The following is a 20981-nucleotide window of genomic DNA, read 5'->3' as shown; positions in this document are numbered from 1 at the left end:
CGCCAAATAGCGAGCTAGCAAGACGAGGGCCTAGAAGTCCAACTGGTAGCCCAGGGTGAGGGTGCGGCCGCGGCCGGCGAAGTAGTAGTCGTCGCTGACCCGTCCGGCCTGGGAGTAGTAGGTGATGTACTGCTCGTCGGTGAGGTTCTCGACGCCCAGGGAGAGGCGCCCCTGGGGCAGGCGATAGGCCAGGGAGGCGTCCACCAGGCCGTAGCCGTCGAACTCGAGCTCGGGGTCCTCGACGCTGCGGTCGAAGTAGTGGCTGACCTGCAGGTGGGAGGAGAGGCGCTCGTTCCAGTCGGCGCTCCAGGCCAGGCGCAGGGTGTCCGGGGCGATATTGAGGCCGGTCAGCTCGGTGTCGACGCTGCCGTCGCCGTCGGTATCCGACTCGCCCTCGGCATGGGTATAGGTCAGGCGCAGCTCATGGGCGTCGCCCAGGCGCATCTCGCCGGTCACCTCGACGCCCTGGATCTCGGTCTTCTCGCGGTTGCCGACCCAGCTGCCGGTGGCGCCGTCGAAGGCGAGGCGCTCGCCGAAGTCGGAATTCGACTCGTAGTAGCTCAGCTCCAGGCCGTAGTTCTCCCAGTCGAAGCGGGCGCCGATCTCGCGGTTGTCGGTGACGATGGGCTGCAGCTGCAGCAGGTCGTCGATGTTCTGGCCGGGCTGATCGATGCCGCGCAATACCCGGCCCACGTCGGGCATGCCGAAGCCCTCCGAATAGTTGGCGTAGAGCTGCAGCCAGTCGTTGGCCTGGTAGGTGGCACCGGCGTTGAACAGGGTCTCGTTGAAGTCGGGCGAGCCGCCCTCCACGGCGACCAGATCCTGGGTCACGTCTTTGGGGTCGCCATCATCCGTGGTGCGATCGAGAGTGCTGAAATTGCCCACGTTAAGCTCGGCGTACTCGTGGCGCACCCCGGCGTTCAGGGTCAGGCGCTCGGTGACCGCCAGGTCGCCCTGCAGGAAGGCCGCCAGGTTACGGAACTGGCTCTCCGGCACATAGGTACGCCCGGTATGCACCAGCGTCTGGGTGGTCTCGTCCTGGAGCAGGTCGAGGCCGGTGGTCAGGGTCAGGCGGTCATCGAGCAGGCCGCCCCGGGAGAGGGTGAACTTGGCGCCCAGCTTGTCGGAGGCGTTGCGGGTCTGATCGAAACGGGTCTCGCCACCCTCCTGGTAGGGAAAGTAGGGGGTGGTGGCGAACTGGGCGCGGAAGCGCTGGTGGTAGAGCTGGGCGTCGAGGCGGTTGCCGAACCAGTCATCATGCCCGTAGGCCAGGCGGGCGGTGGTCACCTCGTTGAAGCCGGGATCGCCGTCCGGGGTGCCCGGGCGCGCGGTGGTGGGAATGCCGGCATCCCGGTCGCCGCTTACCGGCACATAGTCGTCGCCTTCCTCCAGGTCGAAGTGATTGACCGAGACCTCCAGATTCTGGTGGTCGTCGATCCAGTAGCCGAGGCGGGCGAAGAGGTCGTAACTGGTGGAGTCCTGCAACTCCCCCGGGTAGGCGATGCCGACGACCTCGTCGTTGCCGTCGTAGAAGACCCCGCGCTGCTGGCGGCTGGCCGCCACCAGGTAGTCCCAGTCGGCAGTCTGGCCGCTGAGGCGGTAGTCCAGCTTGTGGCCGAGGCCCTCCGATTCGAAGTCGTCGTCGCTGGTCAGCTGGATGCCGACATGCTGGTTGAGCTCGCCGGCCTCGGCGCGGCGGGTGACGAAGTTGATGATGCCGCCGGTGGCCCCCAGGCCGTGCTCGGCGCTGGCGCCGTGGATCACCTCGATACGCTCGACCATCGACAGGTCGATGGTGTAGCTGTCTCGGGCGCTGTCGCGCAGCGGGTTGGTCTGGGGCACGCCATCGATCAGGAACAGCGGCGAGCGGCCGCGGAAGGACTCGCCGGCATTGGAGAGCTTCTGGCGGCTGGGCGAGTAGGAGGGGATCAGCTGGCTGAGTACCTGGCCGGGGTCGTCGCTGATCGCCAGTTGCCGCTCGATCTGCTCGCGGTCGATCACGGTGACGCGCTGGGAGCTGTCGTCGGCCTGGCGCTGGTTACGGGTGGCGGTAATCACCAGGGCCTCGAGGGCCGCGGCGTTGGCCGCGTCGTCGGCCGCCTGGGCCAGGACGGGAGCGGGAAGCAGGCCGCCCAGCAGGGCGGGCACCAGCCAGGCAAGCGGACGCTTGGCGGGGAGTGTCATAGGATGGGGATCCCTTGCTTGTCATGAATTGTGGGCTTCGTCGGTGCCGGGGAGTGACGCCGCGAAGGCGGTAAATAGTAATTTTTATCAAAAGCATCTGCAATTGCTCCTTATTTCTTGTTGGCTGAATGGGCGAGCCTGGATGGCATTTTTCCTTGCACTCACCGCAATCTTGGCTAGACTAGTTTTCGAACGGTGTTTTTTAAAACGGTTGTTCGCTTCTTCGTAAGTCATCACCACGGGGGCGTCATGGATACCCAGTCGCTATTGATCAATGCGCTGCTCTATCTCTTCCTGCCCCTGTGGGGCATCGCCGGCTTCGTCGACTGGTGCTGCCACCGGGCGACGCGCATCGAGGTCACCTCGGGGCTCAAGGAGTCGCTGATGCATTCGCTGATGGGCCTGCAGGTGGGCATCCCCATCCTGCTCTGCCTGCTGTTCCGGGTGAATGTGCTGGTGCTGCTGATCTGCCTGGTGGCCTGGGTGCTGCATGAGCTGGTGGCCCACTGGGACGTGCACTATGCGGCCCCGCGCCGCGAGATCAGCCTGTGGGAGATGCATGCCCATAACTACCTGGCCACGCTGCCGTTCTACATGCTGGCGATGATCCTGATCATCAACTGGCCGGTGGTGCTCGAGCTGGTCCAGCTGCAGTGGCAGGGCCAGTTGCGCCTGGAGCCCCTGGCCAGCCCCCATGGCGGCGAGGGGTATCTGCCGTTCTATCTCGGATTCATGGTGCTGCTGTGTGTCTTCCCCTACCTGGAGGAAAACCTGCGCTGCCTGCGCCATGCCCTCAAGCAGAGGACGTCATCATGAGTGTCTATGTCACCCGCAGCGGCCACCACCTGCCGGGGCCGGCCGTGGATAACGAGCGGATCGAGGAGGTGCTGGGGCGGGTCAACGGCAAGCCCAGCCGCCTCAAGGCGCGCATCCTCAAGGCCAACGGCATTCGGCGGCGTCACTACGCCATCGACGCCGAGCACCGCACCACCATCGGCAATGCCGAGATGGCGGCCCGGGCGGGGGAGAGGTGCCTGGCGGCGGCGGGGCTGGGCCGGCGCGATGTGGGGCTGCTGAGCGTGGCCACCAGCCAGGGCGACCTGGTGCTGCCGGGCTTCGGCAGCCAGGTGCAGGCGGCGCTGGGGCTCGGCGACGTGGAGCTGCATACCAGCCACGGCATCTGCTCCAGCAGCATGATGGCGCTGAAGACCGCCTTCCTGTCACTGGCCGCCGGCGAGCATCGCCGCGCTCTGGTGGTGGCCAGCGAGCTGGCCTCGCGGCTGTTCAAGGCGAGCCGCTTCGAGGCGGCGGGGGCCGAGCCCGACTTCGATGCCGAGTTCCTGCGCTGGATGCTCTCCGATGGCGCCGGGGCCCTGCTGCTGGAGGGCACGCCCCGGGGGCGCTGCCTGCGCATCGACTGGATCCGCGGCTACTCCCACGCCGATGCCTATCCGCTGTGCATGAGCGTGGGCCAGGCGCCCGATGGGCGCACCTGGCAGGACTTCGCCACCTACGCCGAGGCGGAGGCGGCCGGGGCCCTGCTGCTGCGCCAGGACGTGCGGCTGCTGGACAATATCGTCAAGCTGGGGGTGGATGGCCTGCTGCGGCTGATCGACGAGGGGCGGGTGGCGGTCGATGAGGTCGATCACCTGCTCTGCCACTACTCTTCCCACCATTTCCGCGGGCGCATCGCCGAGATGCTGACCCAGGCCGGGGCGATGATCCCGGAGGAGAAGTGGTATACCAACCTCTACGAGCGCGGCAATACCGGCTGTGCCTCGCTATTCATCATGCTCGACGAGTTCCTGCGCACCCGCGCGCCCCAGCCCGGGGAGCGGATCCTGTGCATGGTGCCGGAGAGCGGCCGCTTCAATACCGCCTATATGCAGCTGACCGTGGTGGATGCTTGACCCCCTTACCCGGAGGAAGCTCGATGGAGGAGACCCCGATGCAAGAGACCCTGATTACCACCGCCGCCGGTCAGGCCTGCCTGCAGGGCCTGATGCGGGTCTGGTTCGACTTCGAGCGCCAGTTGGGGCGCCTGCCGCTGATCCAGCGCCTCGACCGCGGCGAGCTGAGCCTGGCGGAGTACCGCACCCTGCTGCTCAACCTGCGCCAGCAGGTGATCGAGGGCGCCCGCTGGATCAGCCGCTGCGCCTCGAGCTTCGACCGCCACCATGCCGACCTGCGCTCGGTGGTGATCCAGCATGCCCGGGACGAGCACCGCGACTACGAGCTGCTGGAGCAGGACTATGTGGCCGCCGGCGGCGACCTGACGGAAATCCAGGCGGCGCCGAGGAATATCGGCAGCGAGGCGCTGCACGCCTTTATGATGCATCGCGCCGGCCAGCCCAACCCCGTGGACCTGGTCGGCGCCATGTGGATCATCGAGGGGCTGGGCCAGAAGATGGCCGGCGACTGGGCGGCCCGGGTCGAGGCGGCCACCGGCGGCGACGGCGGTTACACCCGCTTTATGCGCTACCACGGCGAGCACGACGACGATCACCTGGCCACCCTCTATGGCCTGATCGACCGGGTCTGCCGGGATCCCGAGGCCAGCGATGCCATCCTCAGGACCGCCCGCGTCGTGGCGCGGCTCTATGCCCTGCAGCTGGAGGAGGTGCCCTATGGCTAAGTCGACCCGCGAGCTATCGGCACCTGGTGGCCCGCTACACCATGCCCTGCCGCTGGAGGAGGTGCCCTGTGACTAGGCGATACGAGAAGCCAACGCTTAGCCCCTATCTGCGCGCTATCGCCCAGGACGAGGCCCTGCCCATCGAGCCCGAGGCGCGGCGGCTATGGCTGGAGGACCTGGCCAACCCCACCCGCTGGTGGCTGCGGCCTATCCTCCAGGGCCTCTTGGCGGTGCTGCTGCACTTGATCTGGTTCCTCAAGCGCCTGCCGCTGCCGCAGTTCCGCGCCCATGGCCTGCTGCAGCGGTTGATCTGCTGGTTCTGCACCCACTTCGTCAGTCCCCAGGCCAACCGCCTGATCCTGCGCCACTTCGCCACCGAATCGAACCTGCTCAACTTCCTGATCGACAACACCGCCCCCAACCGGGTGGCGCCGGTGACCCTCTATCCGCGGCGCATCGCCGAGATGCGCGAGGCGAGCTTCGTCGAGCACGACCAGGCGCTGTTTCGCAGTGTCGAGGCGCTGGGGGCGAGTCGGGGCGAGGTGGGGGAGAGCCCGGCGGGGGAGGGCCAGGCGCTCAGTTGGCAACACTGGCGTCCTTTGGACGACCTCGAGTTCGAGATCCGCTCGCGGCGCACCCAGGTGCTCGACTTCGAGAGCGCCCATGCGCTCTTTATGTGCCTGTTCTGCCTGCTGCTGACCCGGGAGGAGTACCGCGATGCCATCAACGGCTTCAACCTGGACCAGTCCATCGCCCTGCGCATCGGCGCGCTGATCGACGAGCCCCAGCTCGCCGAGCTGGCCTACAACAAGCATCCCCTCTACCTGGTGGGGCCCTGGAACCTGAGCCAGCGCTTCTTGATGCACGGCTTCTTCACCGAGTACCTCTATGCGCGGCTGGAGGGGCTGCGCCGGGAAGGCATCACTCGCTGAGCCAGCGCTTCCTGACGCAGGATGGCATCACCGTGCCTTCTTACCCGCGGCTGGAGCGGCTGCGCCGTTCGCAGGAATCGCCCCAGCCCGACGTTGCCTGAGGCTACTTGGAGTGCTTTCTGACCCGGCGGATATGCAGGGCCACGCCGATCAGCAGCGCCAGGGCCAGCGGGGCCAGGACCAGGCTCACCAGGCGCGGGTCATGGGGCACCACGGCGCTGACGCTCTCCACCCCCAGCTTGTAGAGGCTGAGGATGTAATAGCCCAGCACGATAAAGGAGAGCCCCTCCACGGCGCGCTGGATCGCCAGTTGGCGGCTGGTGCGCTCGTTGAGGCTCTGCAGGATCGCCGAGTTCTGGGCCTCCATCTCCACCTGGGCGCGGGCCTGGAGCAGGTCGCCGAGATGCGCCAGGCGCTGCTCCAGGCTGACCAGACGCTGGTCGGTGGCGGCGCAGTAGCGCACCGTGGGACGGAAGCGGCGCAGGATGAAATAGCCCAGGCGCTGGCGATCATCGATGCGGGTCTCGCGCAGCTCCTCGATGCGCTCGGCCACCAGGCTGGCATAGGCCTCGGTGGCGCTGAAGCGTTGGCGGGCCCGGGAGCAGGTATGGGCGATGCGCGCCGAGAGGGCGCTGACTTCCTCCAGTAGCGGGCGGGTATCGCTGCGCGGTGTCTGGGCGTTGCGGTGGGTGAGCTCCGTCAGGGCCTGCTCCTGGGCCTGGAGCTCGCCGCTCAGCGATTTGGCCAGCGGCAGCGCCAGGGAGGCCATCATGCGGTAGGTCTCGATCTCCAGCAGGCGGCGCACCATGCGGCCCAGGCGGAAGTCATTGAGTTGCTCGTTGATCACCAGCAGGCGATTGACGCCGCACTCGCTGAGGTGGAAGTCGCTCCACACGCTGGCGGAGCCGCCGCCGACCTGGGAGCCGGCGGTGCCGCGGAAGCCATAGGCGGCGGGGGCGCCGGCCCAGTGGGCCAGGGCCTCCACCCGCACCAGGCTGGCGTTGATGATCGCCTCACGATGGGGAGCGAGCAGCCGCTCCAGCACCTCCGGCGGGGCGGGCCAGTGGGTCTCGCCGGGGGCGGTCGGCCGGTAGAGGGTCAGGGTCAGGAACTCGGTATGGCGTTCCCACTTCAGCGTCATGCCGTTGAGCTCGAGGATATTCTGGGCCGCCTGGTGATCGGGGGGCACGCCGTGTTCCCGGGCCAGCTGTTCGAGCAGGGCATGGCCGATCTCGCCGTCCTCGTCCAGCAGGGCATAGTGGTGCACCAGCGCCGAACTGGGCAGGTCGATGGAGGGGCGGGAGTGGAGCTCATCGTGCAGGGCACGGCGTTGGGGATGCATGGTGTTATGGTGTCCAGGGAAGAGGGAGCCTTCGAGGCTAGCCAGCGGCGCCGGGAGGAACAAGGCCCCGCTGGCCCTGAAATGCCTCCCTGGCTGCGGTGGCTTGTCGCAGCCTGCAATGTATACAGCTTTTGTGTACGATTAATGACCCGACCACCGTGACCTGGAGAATCCCATGAGCTTTACCGTCTATCTGTCCGGCGAGATTCATACCGACTGGCGTGAGGAGATCGAGCGGGGCGCCGCCGCCGCGGGCCTGGATATCACCTTCACCTCGGCGGTGACCGACCACGACGCCAGCGATGCCGCCGGCGATCATCTGGGGCCCCGCAGCGAGGGCTTCTGGCGCGATCACAAGTCGTCCAAGATCAACGCCATTCGCACCAAGACCCTGATCGAGATGAGCGACCTGGTGGTGGTGCGCTTCGGCGACAAGTACAAGCAGTGGAACGCCGCCTTCGATGCCGGCTACTGTGCCGCCCTGGGCAAGCCCTACGTGACCCTGCACGGCGAAGAGATCGTCCATCCCCTCAAGGAAGTGGATGCCGCCGCCATGGGTTGGTGCACCAGCACTGACCAGGTGGTGGAGATCCTCAAGTACGTGACCCAGTAAGCCAACCCGGGCTAGCGACGGGCGCCTAGCGCCCCAGCCCCAGGAAGGGCAGCAGGCTAAGCGCCAGGATGGCCCCGGCGCCGGCCAGCAACAGCAGCAAGGGCAGCGGCCGGCGGGCGAGGCGGCGCCCCAGGGTGTCCGCCTCGCCCCGGGCCCGCTGGGCCTCCCGCTCCCGGTGCAGCAGTTCGGCGCGCTCGGCCTGGTAGGCGTCGATCACCCGGCGGGCCGCGGTGAACTGCTCGGGGTCGCGCAGCCAGATGGCCGGCTCGCCCAGCCGCCAGAACCCCTCCTGGGTCTCGTAGGTATCGAAATCGTGGGTCGCGAGGCGCTCGCGCACCTCGTCGGCCTCGTCTTCCGGGACGCCCCGCAGCTTGAACCGCAGTACCGCCATGACTTACTCCCGATGCCGCGAGGCCAGCCAGTCTGCGTCGCTCGCCGAGTCGCCCTGTGCGGTATAGGCCGTGGCCAGCGAGATGCCGCCCACGTCGATCTGCCGGGCCAGGCGCAGCGAAGGGGTGCAGGCCAGGAAGTCGGAGCCGTCCACCCAGTCGTCGTCCGGGTAGTGGGCGAACAGGTACTGGCCCTCCTTGATGCTATCGATCAGCGGGTAGGCCACCTCCTGGCGTACCGCCGGGCAGCCGAAGCTGCGTCCCAGGCGGCCATTGGCGGCGATAAATTCCTCGCTGACATAGTCGGCGCCGTGGATCACGATGGCGCGTTCATAGGCCAGGTCATTGACCCCCGGCTCCAGCCCCTCCAGGCGCAACGAATAGCCGTTGCTGCCGTCATAGCTGTTGAGGGTGCGAAACAGCCCCAGGCTCGACTGGTGGCTCTCCGGCGTGTTGGAGAACCAGCGTGCCTGCTCGTCGCCGGTCCCGCGACCGTGGGAGACCAGCTCCTCGAACAGCAGCCGCTCCTCGGCCAGGTCGAAGACCCACAAGCGTGGCTCATTGGCGGAGCGCGCGAAGTCGATCACCGCCAGGCGCTCGGCATCGGGGCGGGCGCAGTTCCAGGCCTGGGCGGCGCGCTCCAGCACCCGGGCGTCGGCCCCGGGAGCCAGGCGCTTGAGGGTATCGCTAAGGCGCTCCGCGGACGCCATGGGTAAGGACTCACTCGGCGCACCGGCCAGGGTGGGGGTGGCCAGGGCCATCGGGAGTAGCAGACAGGTCAGCCGCCCCAGCGAGCGGCCAAGCGAAGAAGATGGCGCATCTAGCGTCATTGGTAGGGCTCCTGCGTTTCGGTCCGGGCCGCCGGGCGATACACTCGAGCCGATTCCCAACGGACGGGCCTAAGTATGACCACAAAGCGAGCATTCACCAACCGGTGGTATTCCACGCCCCCTCGACTCGGCCGCTTGAGTGGTCCGACGGCCGGGCTGCTGGCCGCCCTGTTGATCGTGGGCCTGGCGATGCCGCTGATGGCCCAGGAGAGCCGGCCTGTGACCACCGATGCCGTTTCCGTCGATGGCGCCGAGCCCCGGGATCCCGCCCTGGCCCCCCTCCACGAGGCCCTGAACGGGCAGCCGCTATGGCGCGAGGAATCGGCACTGGCCCGGCTCGATAGCGCCCTGGCGTCGTTGGCCGAGGATGGCCTGACGCCGGCCCATTACCGGGCCGGCACCTGGCGGCAGGCCTTCGAGGCCCTGCCGGCGGAGGACGCCGCGGCCCGCGAGCGGTTGGCGCGGGAGGCCAGTCGCGCCCTGGTCGAGGCCCTGGAGGACCTGGCCCGGGGCCGGGTCGATCCGCGGCGCCTCGATCCCCAGTGGGAGATTCCCCTGGCCGAGGTGACTCTGCCCTGGCCGCGGATCGCCGATGCCCTGGCGGCGGGGCGGGTCGAGGAGGCGCTGGCGCTGGCGCGGCCTCGGCATCCGGCCTATGGCCAACTGCGCCAGGCCCTGGCCGAGCACCGGCGCCTCGAGGCCCTGGGGGGCTGGGCAAGCCTGCCGCCCAGGGCCCAGCCGCTGCGCCCCGGCGAGCGCCACGAGGAGGTACGCCGCCTGCGCGAGCGCCTGGCGGCGGCGGGAGAGCTGGGCGTGCTGGTGCCCGAAGCGGGGGTCTATGGCGAGCTGGCCGCCCGCGCCCGTCCCGCCGAGTTCGAATCCCTGCATTACGACGATACCCTGATGGCGGCGGTGCGGCGCTTCCAGCGCCGTCATGGATTGAATGCCGATGGCGTGGTGGGGCCGCGGACCCGGGAGGCCCTCAACGTGCCGGTGAGTCGACGCCTCGAGCAGTTGCGCCTCAACCTGGAGCGGGCCCGCTGGCTGTTACCGACCCTGGCCGATGCCCATGTGCTGGTCAATGTGGCGGGGCAGACCCTGGACTACCGGCGTCCCAACGGGGAGGCCTGGCGCACCCGGGTGATCGTCGGCCAGCCGGGGCGGGCCACGCCGCTACTGGCCTCGCGGCTGACCCGCTTCGATCTGCACCCCAGCTGGACGGTGCCGCCGACCATCTTCCGCGAGGACAAGCTGCCCCAGTTGCGCCGGGATCCCCTGGTCCTGGAAGGGCAGTTCAGCGTGCTGGCGCCGGACGGCAGCCGCCTCGATCCCCTGGACGTGGACTGGGAACGCCCCGGGGCGGTGATGCTGCGCCAGGCCCCCGGTCCCGCCAACCCCCTGGGCCAGATGGTGCTGCGCTTTCCCAATGGCCATGCGGTCTATCTGCATGACACCCCGGCCCGGGGGCTGTTCGGCCATGAACAGCGGACGCTGAGCTCCGGCTGCATCCGGGTCGAGGGGGTGAGGCGATTGGTGGAGGAGCTGCTGGTCGATACCGGCACCCGCGCCGATCTGGGCGCCCGCCTGGCCACAGGCCAGAGCCAGCCCCTGCACCTGGCGCGGCCGGTGCCCCTCTACCTCTACTACTGGACGGCCTTCCCCGACCTGGACGGCGAGGTGATCTTCCACGGCGACCCCTACGGCCGGGATGCGCCCCTGGCGGCGGCCCTGGCCCGGGGCTGAGGCGAAAATCATCGGGGCGAGTGAAAAAACTGTTTGACTCGGAAGGCCCGAAAGCGCATCCTGCGTCCAGTTGGTTAGCAAGTCGAATAGCGTCAGTTGTCATCGAAAGTCGTTTCATGCGTTTCGGTAGCCTGGTGTACTTCTCCTTGTTTTACCCACTCGTCTCGGGTAATTCCCGGTTAAACATCTGCTACTTCGAGGAATTCGATAATGGCAACTGGTACCGTTAAGTGGTTCAATGACACCAAAGGCTTCGGCTTCATCTCTCCGGACGATAACGGCGACGACCTGTTCGCTCACTTCTCCGAGATCCAGGCCGACGGCTTCAAGACTCTGCAAGACGGTCAGAAGGTTTCCTTCGACGTCACCCAGGGCAAGAAAGGCCTCCAGGCTTCCAACATCAAGGTCATCGGCTAAGCGCTGATCTCCTCGATGTGACCGCTTCGGCGGTCGAAAAGAGGCCCGCCTAGGCGGGCCTTTTTCGTGGGCGCGATTCGGCTTTTTATCTCTTTATCGAATAGATAAATTTCTAGAAATAACTTTTCGCTATAGCGGGCGGCCGTCACAATGGGCCCTTTGCTGGTTCTATTGGATCGCCCATGTCCCTGGATGCCTGGATCGCGCTGGCCGTCGTCGGCGCCGTTTTCCCCCTGATGGCCCTGAGCCGTATCGGCCCCGATATCATTCTCCTGGGGGCGGTCATCCTCTTGCTGACCCTGGGCGTCATCGACCCCGATCAGGCCCTGGCCGGCTTCTCCAGCAGTGCCCTGTTCACCGTGGCCTTCCTCTATATCCTGGTGGCCAGCATCCGCGAGACCGGCGGCATCGACCTGATCATCCGCTACGTGCTGGGACGGCCGCGCAGCGAGGCCCGGGCCCAGGGGCGGCTGCTGCTGCCGGTGGCGGCGATGAGCGGTTTCCTCAATAACACCCCGGTGGTGGCCACCTATATCCCCGCGGTGATCAGCTGGAGTCGGCGCCTCAATATTCCCGCCAACCGCCTGCTGATGCCGCTCAGCTTCGCCTCCATCCTCGGCGGCACCATCTCCCTGATGGGCACCAGCACCAACCTGGTGGTCAATGGCCTGCTGGCCGACCGCTACCCGGAGCTGGCGCTGGGGCTCTTCGATATCGCCTGGCTGGGCGTGCCGGTGGCCATCGTCGGCCTGGCCTATCTGCTGCTGGTGGGGCGGCATCTCTTACCGGCCCGACGCGGCGCCGCCGAGGCCTTCGAGAACCCCCGCGAGTTCACCATCGAGATGGCGGTGGATCCCGCCGGCCCCCTGGTCGACAAGACGGTGGAGGAGGCGGGGCTGCGCCATCTGCAGGAGCTCTTCCTGGTGGAGATCGAGCGGGAGGGCAACGTGGTCAGCGTGGTGGGCCCCGGCGAGAAGCTCAAGGGCAATGATCGGCTGATCTTCGCCGGCACCTCCGCCGGCGCCGTAGAGCTACAGCAGATTCGCGGCCTGATGCCCTCCCATCAGGGGCAGTCGAGCCTGCAGAAGGATTTCAAGGAGCGCCGCCTGGTGGAGGCGGTGGTCTCCAACCAGTGCCAGTTTATCGGTCAGCGCATCCGCGATGGCCACTTCCGTACCCTCTATGGCGCCGCCGTGCTGGCGGTGTGCCGCAACGGCGAGCGGGTCGCCGGCAACCTGGGGCAGATCCGCCTGCAGCCCGCCGATGTGTTGCTGCTGGAGGCCCGCCCGCCCTTTATCGAGCGCCATCGCCAGTCCCGGGACTTCCTGCTGATCAGCCAGGTCAATGGCGCGGCTCGGCCCATCCACGAGAAGGCCTGGCTGGCCTGGAGCATCCTCGCCGGGGTGGTGGTCCTGGCCGCCAGCGGCGTGATGAGCATGCTCAATGCGGCCATGCTGGGGGCGGCCCTGGCGGTGCTCAGCGGCTGCTGCTCCATCGGTGCCGCCCGTCGCGGCCTGGATACCCAGGTGCTGCTGACCATCGCCGCCTCCTTCGGCCTGGGCGCCGCCCTCGAGACCACCGGTGCCGCGGCCAGCCTCGCCGGGGCGGGACTGGGCCTGGCCGATGGCAACCCCTGGCTGCTGCTGGTGGGGGCCTATCTGCTGGTGGCGCTGTTGACCGAGCTGGTCACCAACAATGCCGCCGCGGTGATCACCTTCCCCATCGTCATGGCCAGCGCCGAGAGCCTGGGCGTCAACCCGATTCCCTTCGTGGTGGTGGTGATGTTCGCCGCCTCGGCCAGCTTCCTGACCCCCATCGGCTACCAGACCAACCTGATGGTCCACGGCCCCGGCGGCTACCGCTTCGGCGACTTCCTGCGCGTCGGCGGCCTGCTCAACCTGCTGACCGCCCTGGTGGTGCTGACCCTGACGCCGCTGATCTGGCCGTTTTAACCCAGTTGCAAGGCGATAAGCTGGGGCATTGCTGAGGGGGCGCTGGGGGCAGGTTGGAGCGGGGTTTTTTTGCCATGGACGGCAAAAGTAGCGCCCAGGGAGGGGTTTACAGCTCCCCGCGACGGCCTGCCCCCAGGATAGCCCCGAGCCTCGATGCTGCGAGGACCATGGCCAGTCGCCGGCGCTTGGGGTAGGGTAGCGGCCAGTGATTTCGACCCTGCGAGAGCCCGACCATGAGCCACCCCGGTGAACTGATTATCGAACCCCGCGACGGCGGTCCCGCCGACAGCTGCGTGATCATCCTCCACGGCCTGGGCGCCGATGGCCATGACTTCGAGCCCCTGGTGCCGGCGCTGCAGCTGCCGGCGGAGCGGGCGGTGCGTTTTATCCTGCCCCATGCGCCGCGGCTGCCGGTGACCATCAACGGTGGCATGGTGATGCCGGCCTGGTACGACATCCTGGAGATGAGTCTGGATCGCCGCGTCGACGAGGCCCAGCTGTTGGCCTCCGCGGCCCGGGTGCAGGGGCTGATCGACGATCAGATCGCCGCGGGCATCGATAGCCGTCGCATCATCCTGGCCGGCTTCTCCCAGGGCGGCGCCGTGGCCTATCAGGCGGCGCTCACCTATCCCAAGCCCCTGGGGGGCTTGCTGGCGCTCTCCACCTACTTCGCCACCGCCGATAGCATCGTGCCTGCCGATGCCAACCGCGACCTGGTCATCGAGGTGCACCACGGCACCCAGGACCCGGTGGTGCCGGAGGCCCTGGGCCGCGCCGGCGCCGAGCGCCTCGAGGCCATGGGCTATGCGGTCGGCTACCGCAGCTACCCCATGCCGCACTCCCTGTGCCCCCAGCAGGTGGCGGATATCGGCCCCTGGCTGGGGCAGCGCCTCGCCGCGGCCTGAGCCAAGGCGGCAGTGCGCCGAAGGTGGGCTCGACGCGGCGCCGTCGCTAGGGCAGATTAAGGGCAATCCCTTGTTCTCTCAGCAGGATGGCTCCATGGCTTCTTCCCTGACCCACGACATGCCCGATGCCCGGGGCTTCTTCGGCGACTTCGGCGGCCAGCTGGTGCCGCCTCACCTCAAGCAGGTGATGGACGAGATCGATGCCGCCTACGAGGAGATCCGCGTCCGCGAGGACTTCCAAGAGGAGCTGGCCGGCCTCTTCGCCGATTATGTGGGGCGGCCCAGCCCGATCTTCCACGCCCGGCGCCTCTCCGAGACCCTGGGCGGGGCCCAGATCCACCTCAAGCGGGAGGATCTCAATCACACCGGCGCCCACAAGATCAATCACTGCCTGGGCGAGGCGCTGCTGGCCAAGTTCATGGGCAAGACCAAGGTGATCGCCGAGACCGGTGCCGGCCAGCACGGCGTGGCCCTGGCCACCGCCTGCGCCCTGGTAGGCATCCCCTGCGAGATCCATATGGGCCAGGTGGATATCGAGAAGGAACACCCCAACGTCACCAAGATGAAGATCCTCGGCTGCAAGCTGGTGACGGTGACTCGCGGCACGGCGACCCTCAAGGATGCGGTGGACAGCGCCTTCGAGGAGTACCTCGAGGATCCCCAGAACTACCTCTACGCCATCGGCTCGGTGGTGGGCCCCCACCCCTTCCCCAAGATGGTGCGCGACTTCCAGTCGATCATCGGCCGCGAGGCCCGTGCCCAGTTCCTCGAGCGTCACGGCAGGCTGCCCGACCATGTCACCGCCTGCGTCGGCGGCGGGTCGAATGCCATCGGCATGTTCACCGCCTTCCTCGAGGACGAGGCGGTGCATCTGGTGGGGGTGGAACCCGCCGGCGAAGGCCTCGACACCCCGCGCCACTCCGCCACCCTGACCCTCGGCAAGCCCGGCGAGATCCACGGCATGCGCTGCTATGTGCTGGAGGACGAGGCGGGTAACCCGCTGCCGGTGCACTCCATCGCCTCGGGCCTCGACTACCCCGGGGTGGGGCCCCAGCACAGCTACCTCAAGCAGGTGGGGCGGGTCGATTACCAGAGTGCCAGCGACGCGGAGTGCCTGGAGGCCTTCCTGACGTTGTCGCGGGTGGAGGGGATCATCCCCGCCCTGGAGAGCGCCCATGCGGTGGCCTGGGCGATGCGCGTGGCGCCGACCCTGCCCAGGGATCAACATATCCTGATCAACCTCTCCGGCCGCGGCGACAAGGATGCCGACTATGTGGCCGAGAAGCTGGGACTATGATCGGCGAAGCCCGACAGACTGCTAGGAGGCCCCATGGATAGTCTCGATCCCGACCTGGGCCCCGGCGAACAGGCCCGTTTGATCAGCCCCGCCGCGGCGCGCAATGCCGCGCCGATCCTCGCGGTGCTGCGTGACGTCCTGCCGGGCCGGGGGCGGGTCCTGGAACTGGCCAGCGGCAGCGGCGAGCATGCCCTGCACTTCGCCAGGGCGCTGCCCGGCCTCGAGTGGCAACCCTCGGACCCGAGTCCCCGGGCACGGGCCTCCATCGCCGCCTGGCGTGACGCCGAGGGGCCCGACAACCTGCTGGCGCCGATCGCCCTGGACGTGACCCGCCGCCCCTGGCCGGTAGCCGACTTCGCGGCCCTGGTATGCATCAATATGCTGCATATCTCCCCCTGGGCCGCCGGCCAGGCGCTACTCGCCGAGGCCGGCGAACGGCTGCCGGCCGAGGGCGTATGCTTCGTCTACGGCCCTTTCAAGCGGGACGGCGCCCATACCGCGCCCAGCAATGCCGCCTTCGATGCCGACCTGCGTCGCCGCGATCCCGCCTGGGGCATCCGCGACCTGGCGGCGGTCGAGGCCGAGGCGCAGCGTCATGGCCTTATGCTGAGCCGGGTCGTCGAGATGCCTGCCAATAACCTGAGCCTGGTGTTCCAGCGCCCCTGAGCCTCGCCTTGCGTTGGTAGCGTCCCTTGAAGTTCTGGCACTTACCTCAAAGACTGGTAGGAGCCTATCGGGCTTAGCCGATCGTCACGAGAGTTACGGATTTCGAGTCAAATTTATCGATCGATTGAGGCGAATAGCGAGCTATTTAACGAAATGGATCGATAAATTTGGCCGGAAGCCCGGGATTCGCAGTAGATCAGTGTTAAGTCCGACAGGCTCCCAGGGTAGCCACAAGGAGGACGCTAGATGAGTGATCTTTCGGAGGATTTTCGCCTGCCCGTCGCCTGCCCCCAGTGCGGAAGTCACCGCGTGCGCGTCTCCAAGGTCAAGAATCCCGACGATGCGGTCTTCTGCGCCTCCTGCAAGACGCGGCTGTGCCTCTACCATGAGGCCATGGATCTGCTCCGTCGGGGCCCCGGTAACGAGACCGAGGCGCTCCTCGAACAGGCCATGAATCGGCATCGACCTTGAGCCCCGCCGCCTGGCCCAGCGAGGGCCTCGCCGGGCTACTGATCCTGCTGACCAGCCTGCTGGTGGCGGGGGTGGCCTGGCATGCCCGGGGCCACCTGCGCGAGCAAGGGGTGCCCGCCGGCCGTAGCCACTGGCTGTGGCCGTTGTTGGCGGCGGTGTGGGGCTTCCTGACGCTGATCTGGCTGGTCTCGGACCTGCTCACCCTCTACCTGGCCCTGGAAGGCTTGGGACTCTGCGCGGTCGCCCTGATGTGGTTGCCCGGCACGCCGGCATCGCGGCGGGCGAGCCTCTACTACCTGCTGGCCAGCCTCAGCGGTTCGGCGCTGATCCTGACCTCGGCGCTGCTGCTCTATCGCCACTATGGCCATCTCGACTTCGCCCTGCTGGACCGGGCCTCCGTCGGCGATCCCCAGTGGCGCTGGCTGGCCCTGGCGGGGCTGAGCACCGGCCTGCTGGTCAAGGCCGGGGTCTTCCCGCTGCATACCTGGCTGCCTCCGGCCCATGCCGCGGCCTGGGCCCCGGTCAGCGCCTTGCATTCGGCACTGATCATCAAGGCCAGCCTCTTCCTGCTGATCAAGCTATGGTGGCTACTGGGCCCCGAGGCCGCTCCCAGCCTGCAATTGCTGGGCTGGTTGGGGGCCGCGGCGGTGCTCTGGGGCGGGCTGCTGGCCTGGCGCCAGACCAGCCTCAAGAAGGTGGTGGCCTTCTCCACCGTCTCCCAGATGGGCTATCTGCTGCTGCTCTTGCCACTGATGGCCGCCGCCGAGGAGGGCGCCCGCCAACTGGCCTGGCAGGCTACCTGGCTGCTCTTCGTGACCCATGCCCTGGCCAAGGCGGCGATGTTCATGGCCGCCGGCAACCTGGTGCTGGCCATGGACCGCGGTGACCTGGAGGGGCTCGCCGGGGTGGGGCAGCGGCTGCCCCTGTCGCTGCTGGTCTTCGGCGTGGCGGGGGTGAGCATCATGGGCCTGCCGCCCAGCGGCGCCTTCGTCGCCAAGTGGCTGCTGCTGGAGTCGGCCCTGGCCTCCGGCCAGTGGCAGTGGCTGCTGCTGCTGGGACTGGGGAGCCTGCTGAGTGCCGCCTATGTGTTCCGGGTCTTCGCCTACTGCTTTACCTCCCGAGCCGAGGCGCCGCCCTGCCGGCGGGTGCCGACCCATCTGGATATCGTGCCCCTGGGGCTGGCCCTGGCGGCGCTCTTCCTGGGGCTGGTCGCGGGCCTCCCGCTGCTCTGGGTCGACGGGGGAGGCCTGCCATGACCCTGCTGCTGCCGACCCTGGCCACCTCGCTGCTGGTCGCGCCGTTGATCTTCCCGCTGCCCTGGGTCGACGGGGGAGGCCTGCCATGACCCTCCTGCTACTGACCCTGGCCACCTCGCTGCTGGCGGCCCCCGTGATCTTCCTGCTGCCGGAGCGCGCCCGTCGAGCACGTACCACCATCAACCTGGGGGCGGCGCTGATCAAGCTGGCCCTGGTGGCCTGGATGGTGCGGGGGCTGGCCCAGGGGATGGAGTACCGCTTTCACCTGCCGGTGATGGAGGGCTTCAGCGTCCATCTGGTGGCGGATCCCCTGGGGATCCTGTTCGCCGGCCTCTCCTCCCTGTTATGGCTCTTTACCACCCTCTATGCGGTGGCCTACCTGGAGGACTCGCCCAATCGGCGGCGTTTCTTCGGCTTCTTCAGCCTCTGCGTGGCCAGCACCCTGGGCATTGCCCTGGCCGCCAACCTCTTCACCTTCCTGATCTTCTACGAGCTGCTGACCCTGGCCACCTACCCGCTGGTGGTGCATCGTGGTACCCCGGCGGCGCTGGCCGCCGGGCGTATCTACCTGCGCTATATGGTCAGCGCCGGCTTCGTACTGCTGCTGGGGGCGGTCTGGCTACAGGCCCTGGCCGGGGAGCTGACCTTCGGTGAGCTGCGCCTGGCCGAGCTGGACGAGCGGCACCACACCACCCTGAGGGGCATCTTCCTGCTGTTGATGCTGGGCCTCGGCGTCAAGGCGGCCCTGGTGCCCCTGCATGGCTGGCTGGCCCAGGCCATGGTGGCACCGGCGCCGGTCAGCGCCCTGCTGCACGCGGTGGCGGTGGTCAAGGCGGGGGCCTTCGGCATCGTGCGTCTGGTCCATGACGTCTACGGCATCGCCTTCAGCGCCACCCTGGGGCTGCTCGGCTGGCTGACCGTCGCCGCCTCGCTCACCATCCTCTATGGTTCCCTGCGCGCCCTGGCCCAGGTCGACCTCAAGCGCCGCCTGGCCTTCTCCACGGTGAGTCAGGTCGCCTATATCGTGCTGGGGGTGAGCCTGTTCGGTCCCCTGGGCACCCTCGCCGGCCTGGCCCACCTGCTGCATCAGGGGCTGATGAAGGTGACGCTGTTCTTCTGCGCCGGCAACTATGCCGAGGAGCTGGGTATCCACCGCATCGACGAGCTGGACGGGGTAGGGCGGCGCATGCCCCTGACCAGCTTGGCCTTCACCCTGGGGGCCCTGGGCATGATCGGCCTGCCACCCCTGGCGGGCTTTATCAGCAAGTGGTACCTGGGGATGGGGGCGGTGGCCGCCGGCTCACCCTGGGTGATCACGGTGCTGGTGGCCAGCAGCCTGCTCAATGCCGCCTACTTTCTGCCGCCCCTGTATCGGCTCTGGTTCAAGGTCGCCGCGGATCCCGCCTGGCCCCAGGCGCGACACCTGGGGCGCTTCGAGACCCATGCCTGGCTATGGGGGCCGGCCCTGGCCATGGGGCTGTTCAGCCTGCTGGCGGGGGCCCTGGCGGGGCTGCCCTATAGTCCCCTGGACTGGGCGGGCCGGGTGGCCGGCGGGGAGTACTTCCCATGAGCCTGTCGATGTTGATGCCCTGGGGCCTGGCCGTTGCGGTGGCCTGGCCGCTGCTATTGGCGAGCCTGCCGGGGCTGTTCGAGCGGCGTCTGGCGACCCTGGCCTGGCTGAGCGGCCCCCTGCCGGCATTGGCCCTGGCGCTGTGGGCCCCGGCCATGGAGTTGAGCCTGGAGGCCTGGCTGCTGGGTGGGCACTGGCTGCTGGATGAGACACGCCGCCCGCTGCTGGCCTTCGGCGCCCTGCTATGGGCCCTGGCGGGGGGCTATGCCTGGGGCTATCTGGCCCCCGAGGATCCCCATCGGGGGCGCTTCGCCCGGCTCTGGAGCCTGACCCTGGCCGGTAACCTGCTGCTGCTGGTGGCCGAGGATATCCCCAGCTTCTATCTCGGTTTCGCCCTGATGACCTTCGCCGCCTATGGCCTGGTGCTGCATCAGGGCGATGAGGAGGCCCGCCGGGGGGCCTGGGCCTATCTGCTGCTGGCCCTGGTGGGGGAAGGCATGATCCTGGCCGGTCTGCTGTGGGCGGCGGGGGAGAGCGGTGCCCTGACCCTGACGGCGTTGCGCCAGGGGATCGCCGAGCAGGGGGGCAACGCCGTGGTACTGCTGCTGTGGCTGGGCTTCGGCGTCAAGGCGGGGGTGCTGGGGCTGCATCTGTGGCTGCCGCTGGCCCATCCGGTGGCGCCCACCCCGGCCAGTGCGGTGCTCAGCGGGGTGGTGGTCAAGGCCGGGGTGTGGGGCTGGTGGCAGACCCTGCCCCTGGGATTGGTCGCCCTGCCGCTGCCGGGGAGCCTGATGGTGACCCTGGGGCTCCTCGGGGCCTTCCTGGCGGCCCTCTATGGGCTCTTCATGAGCCAGGCCAAGGCGGTGCTGGCCTATTCCACGATGAGTCAGCTGGGCATGTTGGCGGCATTGACCGGGGCGGCACTGCAGGATCCCCGGCTGTGGCCGGCCTTGCTGCCGGCGCTGCTGCTCTTCGCCGCCCACCATGGTCTCAACAAGGGGGCCCTCTTCCTCGGCGTGGGCATCGCCCAGCGCCCGCCGCGACTGCCCTTCTGGCTGGTCGGGGCGGGGCTGGCCCTGCCGGCCTGGGCCCTGGTCGGTGCCCTGGCCAGCGGCCTGCCCAGCAAGTGGATGATCAAGGCCGGGCTCCATGAGGGGGACTGGCGGGGGCTGGCCCTGGCGCTGAGCTGGGCGGCGGTGGGCACCACGGTGCTGATGGGGCGCACCCTCTGGTGTCTCTATCATGAGTGGTGCCGGGCGGTGGACGAGGGCGCCGAGCCGGCCTCCCGGGCCATGCTGGCCGGCTGGCTGGGGTGCCTTGCGGCGGCGGCCCTGCTGCCGGTCTGGCTGGTGCTGCCCGAGGCGATTCGCCTGCCGCCCTGGGGCGAACTCTGGGGGCTGCTGTGGCCGGTGGTGCTGGGGGGGATCCTGATGGCGGTGGCCATTCAGCAACTGCTGGGGCGGCACCCCGCCGTGGAGGCGGCGGTGGCGACCTGGCGCCCGGGGGATCTGTGGTGGCTGGCACGGCACCCGCTGTGCCGGTGGATGCTTGACCTGAGGCGCGGCGTCGAGGCGCTGCATCGGCACAACGAGCGTTGGCACGAGGCGCGGCGCACCTGGAGCGGACGCCTGATGGCGGGGCTGGATGGCCTGGAGCGGGTCGAGACCCTGCTGCGCTGGCTGCTGTTGCCGCTGATCCTGGGGATGGGGGCGCTGCTGATCTGGGGGCTGCCGGTGACGTTACCGCTGGGGTAGTGGCTGGGCGGCGGGGGTGTCAGGC

At 68.3% G+C, this 20981-nt stretch carries 19 protein-coding genes; 15 read left to right on the top strand and 4 right to left on the bottom strand.

Going from position 1 to position 20981, the window contains the following annotated elements; translation table 11 throughout:
- Window positions 1-30: 30 nt before the first annotated feature.
- Window positions 31-2184, bottom strand: coding sequence for a TonB-dependent receptor (locus ACZ5EF_RS15065; protein WP_346061798.1), 2154 nt, complete (start codon window positions 2182-2184; stop codon window positions 31-33).
- Between the two features lie 249 nt (window positions 2185-2433).
- Between ACZ5EF_RS15065 and ACZ5EF_RS15060 the strand changes: the two genes are divergently transcribed.
- From ACZ5EF_RS15060 to ACZ5EF_RS15045, 4 genes are all read left to right on the top strand, one after another.
- Window positions 2434-3000 (top strand): diguanylate cyclase, encoded by a 567-nt coding sequence (locus ACZ5EF_RS15060; RefSeq protein WP_346061799.1) that lies wholly within the window; start codon window positions 2434-2436, stop codon window positions 2998-3000.
- On the top strand, window positions 2997-4094 hold the full coding sequence (locus ACZ5EF_RS15055) for a beta-ketoacyl-ACP synthase III (protein WP_346061800.1): 1098 nt from the start codon (window positions 2997-2999) through the stop codon (window positions 4092-4094). Before ACZ5EF_RS15060 ends, ACZ5EF_RS15055 begins: the two co-directional genes overlap by 4 nt.
- Window positions 4095-4132: 38 nt before the next feature.
- Complete coding sequence (locus tag ACZ5EF_RS15050; protein ID WP_346061801.1) at window positions 4133-4819, top strand: hypothetical protein; 687 nt, start codon at window positions 4133-4135, stop codon at window positions 4817-4819.
- 68 nt (window positions 4820-4887) lie between these two features.
- Window positions 4888-5751, top strand: a complete 864-nt coding sequence (locus ACZ5EF_RS15045; protein WP_346061802.1) for a DUF6999 family protein — start codon at window positions 4888-4890, stop codon at window positions 5749-5751.
- 103 nt (window positions 5752-5854) lie between these two features.
- On the opposite strand, the gene ACZ5EF_RS15040 is transcribed toward ACZ5EF_RS15045, so the two are convergent.
- Entirely contained in the window at window positions 5855-7093 is a 1239-nt protein-coding gene (locus ACZ5EF_RS15040; protein ID WP_346061803.1) for a DUF3422 domain-containing protein, read from the bottom strand.
- Window positions 7094-7268: 175 nt separating this feature from the next.
- Between ACZ5EF_RS15040 and ACZ5EF_RS15035 the strand changes: the two genes are divergently transcribed.
- Window positions 7269-7706, top strand: coding sequence for a YtoQ family protein (locus tag ACZ5EF_RS15035; RefSeq protein WP_346061804.1), 438 nt, complete (start codon window positions 7269-7271; stop codon window positions 7704-7706).
- A 25-nt stretch (window positions 7707-7731) separates the two neighbouring features.
- Here the strand turns inward: ACZ5EF_RS15035 and ACZ5EF_RS15030 are convergent, their stop codons facing one another.
- Both ACZ5EF_RS15030 and ACZ5EF_RS15025 read right to left on the bottom strand, forming a co-directional pair.
- Window positions 7732-8097 carry a DUF6164 family protein gene (locus tag ACZ5EF_RS15030; RefSeq protein WP_346061805.1) on the bottom strand — a complete coding sequence of 122 codons (366 nt, stop codon included), beginning with the start codon at window positions 8095-8097 and terminating at the stop codon, window positions 7732-7734.
- Between the two features lie 3 nt (window positions 8098-8100).
- Window positions 8101-8925 (bottom strand): murein L,D-transpeptidase catalytic domain family protein, encoded by an 825-nt coding sequence (locus ACZ5EF_RS15025; protein ID WP_346061806.1) that lies wholly within the window; start codon window positions 8923-8925, stop codon window positions 8101-8103.
- A 135-nt stretch (window positions 8926-9060) separates the two neighbouring features.
- Here ACZ5EF_RS15025 and ACZ5EF_RS15020 point away from each other — a divergent pair, with 135 nt between their 5' ends.
- The 10 genes from ACZ5EF_RS15020 to ACZ5EF_RS14975 all read left to right on the top strand — a co-directional run bounded on the left by ACZ5EF_RS15020 (window position 9061) and on the right by ACZ5EF_RS14975 (window position 20956).
- On the top strand, window positions 9061-10668 hold the full coding sequence (locus ACZ5EF_RS15020) for a L,D-transpeptidase family protein (RefSeq protein WP_346061807.1): 1608 nt from the start codon (window positions 9061-9063) through the stop codon (window positions 10666-10668).
- Between the two features lie 210 nt (window positions 10669-10878).
- Window positions 10879-11085: a cold-shock protein gene (locus tag ACZ5EF_RS15015; protein ID WP_010629501.1), complete on the top strand. Its 207-nt coding sequence runs from the start codon at window positions 10879-10881 to the stop codon at window positions 11083-11085.
- 182 nt (window positions 11086-11267) lie between these two features.
- Entirely contained in the window at window positions 11268-13037 is a 1770-nt protein-coding gene (locus tag ACZ5EF_RS15010) for an SLC13 family permease (protein ID WP_346061808.1), read from the top strand.
- A gap of 233 nt (window positions 13038-13270) precedes the next feature.
- A complete protein-coding gene (locus ACZ5EF_RS15005; RefSeq protein WP_346061809.1) occupies window positions 13271-13942 on the top strand; it encodes an alpha/beta hydrolase in 672 nt (223 codons plus the stop codon).
- A gap of 94 nt (window positions 13943-14036) precedes the next feature.
- Complete coding sequence (gene trpB / locus ACZ5EF_RS15000; protein ID WP_346061810.1) at window positions 14037-15239, top strand: tryptophan synthase subunit beta; 1203 nt, start codon at window positions 14037-14039, stop codon at window positions 15237-15239.
- 33 nt (window positions 15240-15272) lie between these two features.
- Window positions 15273-15905, top strand: coding sequence for a DUF938 domain-containing protein (locus tag ACZ5EF_RS14995; protein ID WP_346061811.1), 633 nt, complete (start codon window positions 15273-15275; stop codon window positions 15903-15905).
- 246 nt (window positions 15906-16151) lie between these two features.
- Entirely contained in the window at window positions 16152-16376 is a 225-nt protein-coding gene (locus tag ACZ5EF_RS14990; protein WP_346061812.1) for a hypothetical protein, read from the top strand.
- A complete protein-coding gene (locus tag ACZ5EF_RS14985) occupies window positions 16373-17632 on the top strand; it encodes a complex I subunit 5 family protein (RefSeq protein WP_346061813.1) in 1260 nt (419 codons plus the stop codon). Before ACZ5EF_RS14990 ends, ACZ5EF_RS14985 begins: the two co-directional genes overlap by 4 nt.
- Window positions 17633-17717: 85 nt before the next feature.
- A complete protein-coding gene (locus tag ACZ5EF_RS14980) occupies window positions 17718-19202 on the top strand; it encodes a complex I subunit 5 family protein (RefSeq protein WP_346061814.1) in 1485 nt (494 codons plus the stop codon).
- The gene (locus tag ACZ5EF_RS14975) at window positions 19199-20956 is read left to right on the top strand and encodes a complex I subunit 5 family protein (RefSeq protein ID WP_346061815.1); all 1758 of its coding nucleotides are present in this window, start codon (window positions 19199-19201) and stop codon (window positions 20954-20956) included. The genes ACZ5EF_RS14980 and ACZ5EF_RS14975 overlap by 4 nt, the downstream gene beginning before the upstream one ends.
- Window positions 20957-20981 lie beyond the last annotated feature (25 nt).

This window comes from Bisbaumannia salifodinae (assembly GCF_055388505.1).
The sequence above is the reverse complement of the archived record's forward strand: the minus strand, read 5'-3'. Positions and strand labels throughout refer to the sequence as shown.